This is a genomic window from Streptomyces sp. 13-12-16 (genome assembly GCF_002114215.1).
Lineage (GTDB): Bacteria > Actinomycetota > Actinomycetes > Streptomycetales > Streptomycetaceae > Streptomyces.
Genome location: NZ_NCTE01000514.1, coordinates 1 through 4,546, shown reverse-complemented (window position 1 = coordinate 4,546; position 4,546 = coordinate 1). Strand labels below are relative to the sequence as shown.

At 74.0% G+C, this 4,546-nt stretch carries 6 protein-coding genes and 1 pseudogene; 2 read left to right on the top strand and 5 right to left on the bottom strand.

The annotated features are described in order from the left end of the window. A partial coding sequence (locus tag B7767_RS20830; protein ID WP_143652566.1) for an RICIN domain-containing protein occupies positions 1 to 535 on the top strand: 535 nt, incomplete at its 5' end. 42 nt (positions 536 to 577) lie between these two features. Here the strand turns inward: B7767_RS20830 and B7767_RS20825 are convergent. The 3 genes from B7767_RS20825 to B7767_RS20815 all read right to left on the bottom strand — a co-directional run bounded on the left by B7767_RS20825 (position 578) and on the right by B7767_RS20815 (position 3,124). Next, a complete protein-coding gene (locus B7767_RS20825) occupies positions 578 to 1,747 on the bottom strand; it encodes a lactate 2-monooxygenase (protein ID WP_085573530.1) in 1,170 nt (389 codons plus the stop codon). 88 nt (positions 1,748 to 1,835) lie between these two features. Beyond that, positions 1,836 to 2,531, bottom strand: a complete 696-nt coding sequence (locus tag B7767_RS20820) for an alpha/beta fold hydrolase (RefSeq protein ID WP_085573529.1) — start codon at positions 2,529 to 2,531, stop codon at positions 1,836 to 1,838. 35 nt (positions 2,532 to 2,566) lie between these two features. Then, positions 2,567 to 3,124: a hypothetical protein gene (locus tag B7767_RS20815; protein WP_085573528.1), complete on the bottom strand. Its 558-nt coding sequence runs from the start codon at positions 3,122 to 3,124 to the stop codon at positions 2,567 to 2,569. Between the two features lie 337 nt (positions 3,125 to 3,461). On the opposite strand from B7767_RS20815, the gene B7767_RS20810 reads away from it, so the two are divergent. Beyond that, positions 3,462 to 3,896 (top strand): subtilase-type protease inhibitor, encoded by a 435-nt coding sequence (locus B7767_RS20810; protein ID WP_085573527.1) that lies wholly within the window; start codon positions 3,462 to 3,464, stop codon positions 3,894 to 3,896. Between the two features lie 158 nt (positions 3,897 to 4,054). On the opposite strand, the gene B7767_RS20805 is transcribed toward B7767_RS20810, so the two are convergent. Together B7767_RS20805 and B7767_RS20800 are read right to left on the bottom strand one after the other, a co-directional pair. Continuing rightward, the gene (locus B7767_RS20805) at positions 4,055 to 4,252 is read right to left on the bottom strand and encodes a CDGSH iron-sulfur domain-containing protein (protein WP_085573526.1); all 198 of its coding nucleotides are present in this window, start codon (positions 4,250 to 4,252) and stop codon (positions 4,055 to 4,057) included. Beyond that, positions 4,233 to 4,546 (bottom strand): annotated as a pseudogene (locus B7767_RS20800) (methyltransferase); the annotation flags it as partial. The gene B7767_RS20805 and the pseudogene B7767_RS20800, both read right to left, overlap by 20 nt.

Below are 4,546 nucleotides of genomic sequence, written 5' to 3'. Positions count from 1 at the left end.
CCGCGCGGCCCTGCCGTCCGCGTCCCCGCCCGGCGCCGCCGGGCTCCCCACCGCACCGGGGCGGACGCGGCTGCGCAACGTCGCCTCCGGCCTGTGCCTCGACACCCGGGGCGAGCCCCGGGACGGCTCCGGGACCCGCCTGGCGGACTGTTCCTCGGCGTGGACCCAGCAGTGGACGTACGAGGACGACGGGCTGCTGCGCAGCGTGGCCGACCCCGGTCTGTGCCTGGACTCGCACAAGGACGCCGGTGTCGTCGTCCTCGGCACCTGCGCCGACCCCGGCGACCAGCGGGGCGCCGACGTGCGGTACGACCTCACCGCGCAGGGCGAGCTGGTGCCCCGCTGGGACGTCCAACTGGCCCTCGCCCCGGCGACCCCTGACGCGAACGCCGACATCGTCGTCAAGGTACGCGACCGGACCGTGGACCAGCGCTGGGCGGCCGAACCGGTACGGACGGCCGAGGACTCCCTGTCCATCAGCGGCACCGGCACCCCGGAGGCCCGGCGTGCCGGGCTGGCGGAACCGGTGACGTGAGCCGTGCGGCCGGGGCGGGGAGGACGCCCCGTCCCGGCCGGGTCAGACGGCGGCCTCCGTGAGGGCGCCGGGGCCGATCGAGGCCGGGGTGGCGTGGCCCGACAGGGCCATGGTGAGGTCGAGTTCGGCGAGCAGGCAGCGGATCACGTGTTCCACCCCCGCCTGCCCGTCGAGACCGAGCCCGTAGACGTACGGACGCCCCAGCAGGACCGCCCGTGCGCCGAGGGCGAGGGCCTTGAAGACGTCGTCGCCGGTGCGCACCCCGCTGTCGAAGAGCACGGTGAGCCGGTCCCCGACGGCCTCCACCACGCCGGGCAGCGCGTCCGCCGCGGCGATCGCCCCGGCCACCTGACGCCCGCCGTGGTTGGACACCACCACACCGTCCATCCCGGCGTCGGCGGCGAGCCGCGCGTCGTCGGGGTGGAGCACGCCCTTGAGGACGATCGGCCCGTCCCAGTGCTCCCGCAGGAACTCCAGGTCCGGCCAGGACTTGGCGGGATCGGCGAACATGCCGACGAAGTGCATCACCGCCGCGTTCGGGTCCTCGTGCACCGGCTTGGCCAGGCCCGCCCGGAACGCCGGGTCCGAGAAGTAGTTCGCGGTGCCCACCCCGTGCAGGAACGGCAGATACGCCTGGTCCAGGTCGCGCGGACGCCAGGACAGCAGGGGAGTGTCCAGGGTGACGACCAGCGCCGTGAACCCGGCGGCCCTCGCCCGGTCCAGGAAGCTCCGGGCCACCTCCACGTCCTTCGGCCAGTACAGCTGGAACCAGCGCTCCGCCTCGCCCATCGACTCCGCGACCTGCTCCATCGGCGTGCTGGACGCGGACGACAGCACGAACGGCACACCCTGCGCGGCCGCCGCCCGGGCGGCGGCGGACTCGGCATCCGGATGCACGATCGACAGCACTCCGACCGGCGCCAGCGCGAGCGGCGCCGGCAGCGACCGGCCCAGCACCTCGACCGACAGATCACGTTCGTGCACGTCCCGCAGCATGCGCGGCACGATCCGACGGCGGTCGAGCGAGGCCCGGTTGGCGCGGGCGGTGCTGCCGTCCCCCGCGCTGCCCGCGACGTACCCGACCGGACCCGGGCCGAGCCGCTGCTCGGTCAGCTCCTCCAGCCGGGTCAGATCGGTCGGCAGCCGGGGCACGGCACCCGTCATCCCGTTCAGGTAGATCTCGTACTGGAAGTCGGCCCAGTGCTTCGCCATCCGCCCCGCCCTGTCTCGTCGAGCCGCGTCGTCCCGGAGCATACTGGCCGGTATGCGCGGGGCGCGTCCACCACCGGGCGGCCGTGGATCAGCGGCCGGTGGCCGCCTCCCGCAGGATCCGGGCCAGTTCGCGCGGCCGGGAGAACATCGGCCAGTGCCCGGTGTCCATCGTCACCAGCTCCCACCGGTCGCTCTTCAGCAGCTCCGCCACCGCCGGCGGGGGTTCCTCCCCGTCCAGCAGGCACTTGACGTACGTCGTCGGCAGCTCGCCGGGCGACCGCTCCAGCACGGCCGGTTCGGTGAGCGTGGCGCCCGGGTGCGGGGTCGATCCGGCGGTGAACCGGGCCACCTGCTCGTCCGTCAGGCCCTGGCCCGCGCAGTCGTCCGCGGCCGGCGGCGGCCACCGGCCGTCGTGCGCCTCGATCGACCTCCTCACCTCCTCGCTCGGCCAGCCGGACAGGAACGACTCCCCGTCCACGGGCACGTTCGCGTCGACGAGCACCACCCTCCGCAGCCGGTCACCGATCCGCTCGGCCGCCTGGCCGACCGGCACGCCGGAGTAGCTGTGCCCCACGAGGACGACGTCCCGCAGACCGAGCCGTTCCACCTCGTCCACGATGTCCCGCACATGGGTCCGCTGCCCCGCCGGCACCCCCTGCTTCTCCGCGAGCCCGGACAGCGTCAGGGGGTGCGCCCCGTACCCGGCCGCGCGCAGTTCGGCCGCCACCTCGTCCCACGCCCACGCCCCGAGCCAGGCACCGGCCACCAGTACGAATCGAGTCATGCCCGCACCGTAACGAACGCCACCGACAACGGCGTTCACCCGCCGTCGGTGCCGGGCTCCGCCTCCTCGGGCCCGGTGTCCGGCCCCCGAGCCCGCACCCGCTGGACGTGTTCCAGCGACTCGCGCAGCTCGGTGAGCCAGTCGTCGGTGTGCCGCTGGACCAGCCGCACGCACCAGGCCAGTGCCTCGCTGCGGCTGCGGGCGACCCCGCTCGCGATGAGGGTGTCGAGGACCTGCCGTTCCGGCTGGCGCAGCCGGGTCATGACGGGCGCGGCCACGTGCGTGAACAGGGCGCGGTGCCCGTCGCACTCCACGCCCCAGGAGACCTTCCGGCCGAAACGGTGCTCGGCGTCCCGGGCGACCGCGATCCGGTCCTCCCGGGTGCGTTCCCGGAACTCCTGGACGCGGCCCTCGACCGCCGCCTCCCGCTCGGCCGGTGAGGCGCCCTTTGCCGGCCGGGGACCGGGGATGCGGCCGATGACGGTGATCTCCTCGCGGTCGACCGTGACCTCGGTCAGCTCCTCGAAGAGATCGTCGGGGAGCCGGCCGGTGAACCAGCCCCGCAGTTGCTCTCGTTGCTCCGCCGTAATCATGTAATGACGATTACTCGCCCTGTCCATGAACACAAGGCGTCGCGGAACGGTCTGCCGAGAGCAGAATCGGAATGTTTCAGGCCGATTGCCGAGCTGCCGCATTCCGGCCATCTGGCCACTTCGCGCACTCGCCCTCCGTGCGGTTACAGGGCCGCACCCCGCGCTCTCCGTGACTTCACGCCACTGATTCAATACGCAATGTTACCGAAATCCACATGCCCGACGTGAAGTTCCGGCGCGGACTCGGCAGACTCCGGCACGCCGGTTCGGCACCGACCGAGCACGAGCCGGCGACCCGTCGACGCGCCTCGTCGACACGAGCGGAAGGATGCACACAATGCGGAACACCGCGCGCTGGGCCACCACCCTCGGCCTCACGGCCGCAGCCGTCTGCGTACCCCTGTCCGGGGCTGCGCAGGCCGCCGGGGGAGCCGCCCCGTCCGCGCTCTACGCCCCCTCGGCCCTGGTACTCACCGTGGGCCACGGCGACAGCGCGATGACCGTCACGCCGGAACGCGCGGTCACCCTGACCTGTGCCCCCGGACCCTCGGGCACCCACCCGGCCGCGGACGCGGCCTGCGCGGAGATGAACCGCCTCGGCGGCGACCTCGGCGCCCTGACGATGCGGGAGGGCGTCTTCTGCACCAAGCAGTACGACCCGGTGCTCGTCACCGTCGACGGGGTGTGGCGGGGACAGCGCGTCTCCTATGAGCGGATCTTCTCCAACGAGTGCGTGATGAACGCTCACGGTTCGAGCGTCTTCGCGTTCTGAGACCGGGATCGCACGGTTTCCCGTGACCGCGCGGCGGCCGGCGGACTGGGGAGTACCGGCCCCCTCGCGGAACGTGCGATCCCGCGCAAGGAGGCCGGCGGGCGGAGTGGGGCCGCCCGCCGGCCTCCGGGCTTCTCACGGACCCCCGGCCCCGGGGCTCACGCCCGGTCCCGGTGGCTGGTGTCGCACCACGGGTACCGCCGGCTGCGGCGGCAGGTGCACAGGGCCACCCGGAAGCGGTCGGAGGCGACGACCGTGCCGTCCTCCAGCTCGACCTCCACCGGGCCCTCCACCAGCAGCGGCCCCTTGCGCCGGACGGTGACGCGACGCGGGGAGTCAGACGGGGAGTTCGGCACGGATCACCACCAGCTCTTCCGTGTCCTCGGTCCCGGACAGCAGCCCCCGCTCCCGCAGCCAGCGCTCCCTGCCCCGTAGCACCGGGCCGAAGGCGATGCGCCGGCGCCGGATCACCGCGGCCTTCGTCCCGGCCGCCCGCAGCCGGCCGACCGTCAGCCCGGGGTCGCTGAGCGCCGACTGCACCAGCAGCAGGACACCGCCCGGCCGCAGCAGCGCGGGAGCCTCCCCGCAGATCCGGTCCAGGACGAGCCGTCCGTCGCCGCCCGCGTCCCAGGCCCGGGCCGCGCCCCGCG

Bases quoted from the DNA above. Each gene is read 5' to 3' on its own strand.
- B7767_RS20815 (WP_085573528.1), bottom strand. From the start codon at position 3,124: ATGATTACGGCGGAGCAACGAGAGCAACTGCGGGGCTGGTTCACCGGC.
- B7767_RS20820 (WP_085573529.1), bottom strand. From the start codon at position 2,531: ATGACTCGATTCGTACTGGTGGCCGGTGCCTGGCTCGGGGCGTGGGCG.
- B7767_RS20825 (WP_085573530.1), bottom strand. From the start codon at position 1,747: ATGGCGAAGCACTGGGCCGACTTCCAGTACGAGATCTACCTGAACGGG.
- B7767_RS20810 (WP_085573527.1), top strand. From the start codon at position 3,462: ATGCGGAACACCGCGCGCTGGGCCACCACCCTCGGCCTCACGGCCGCA.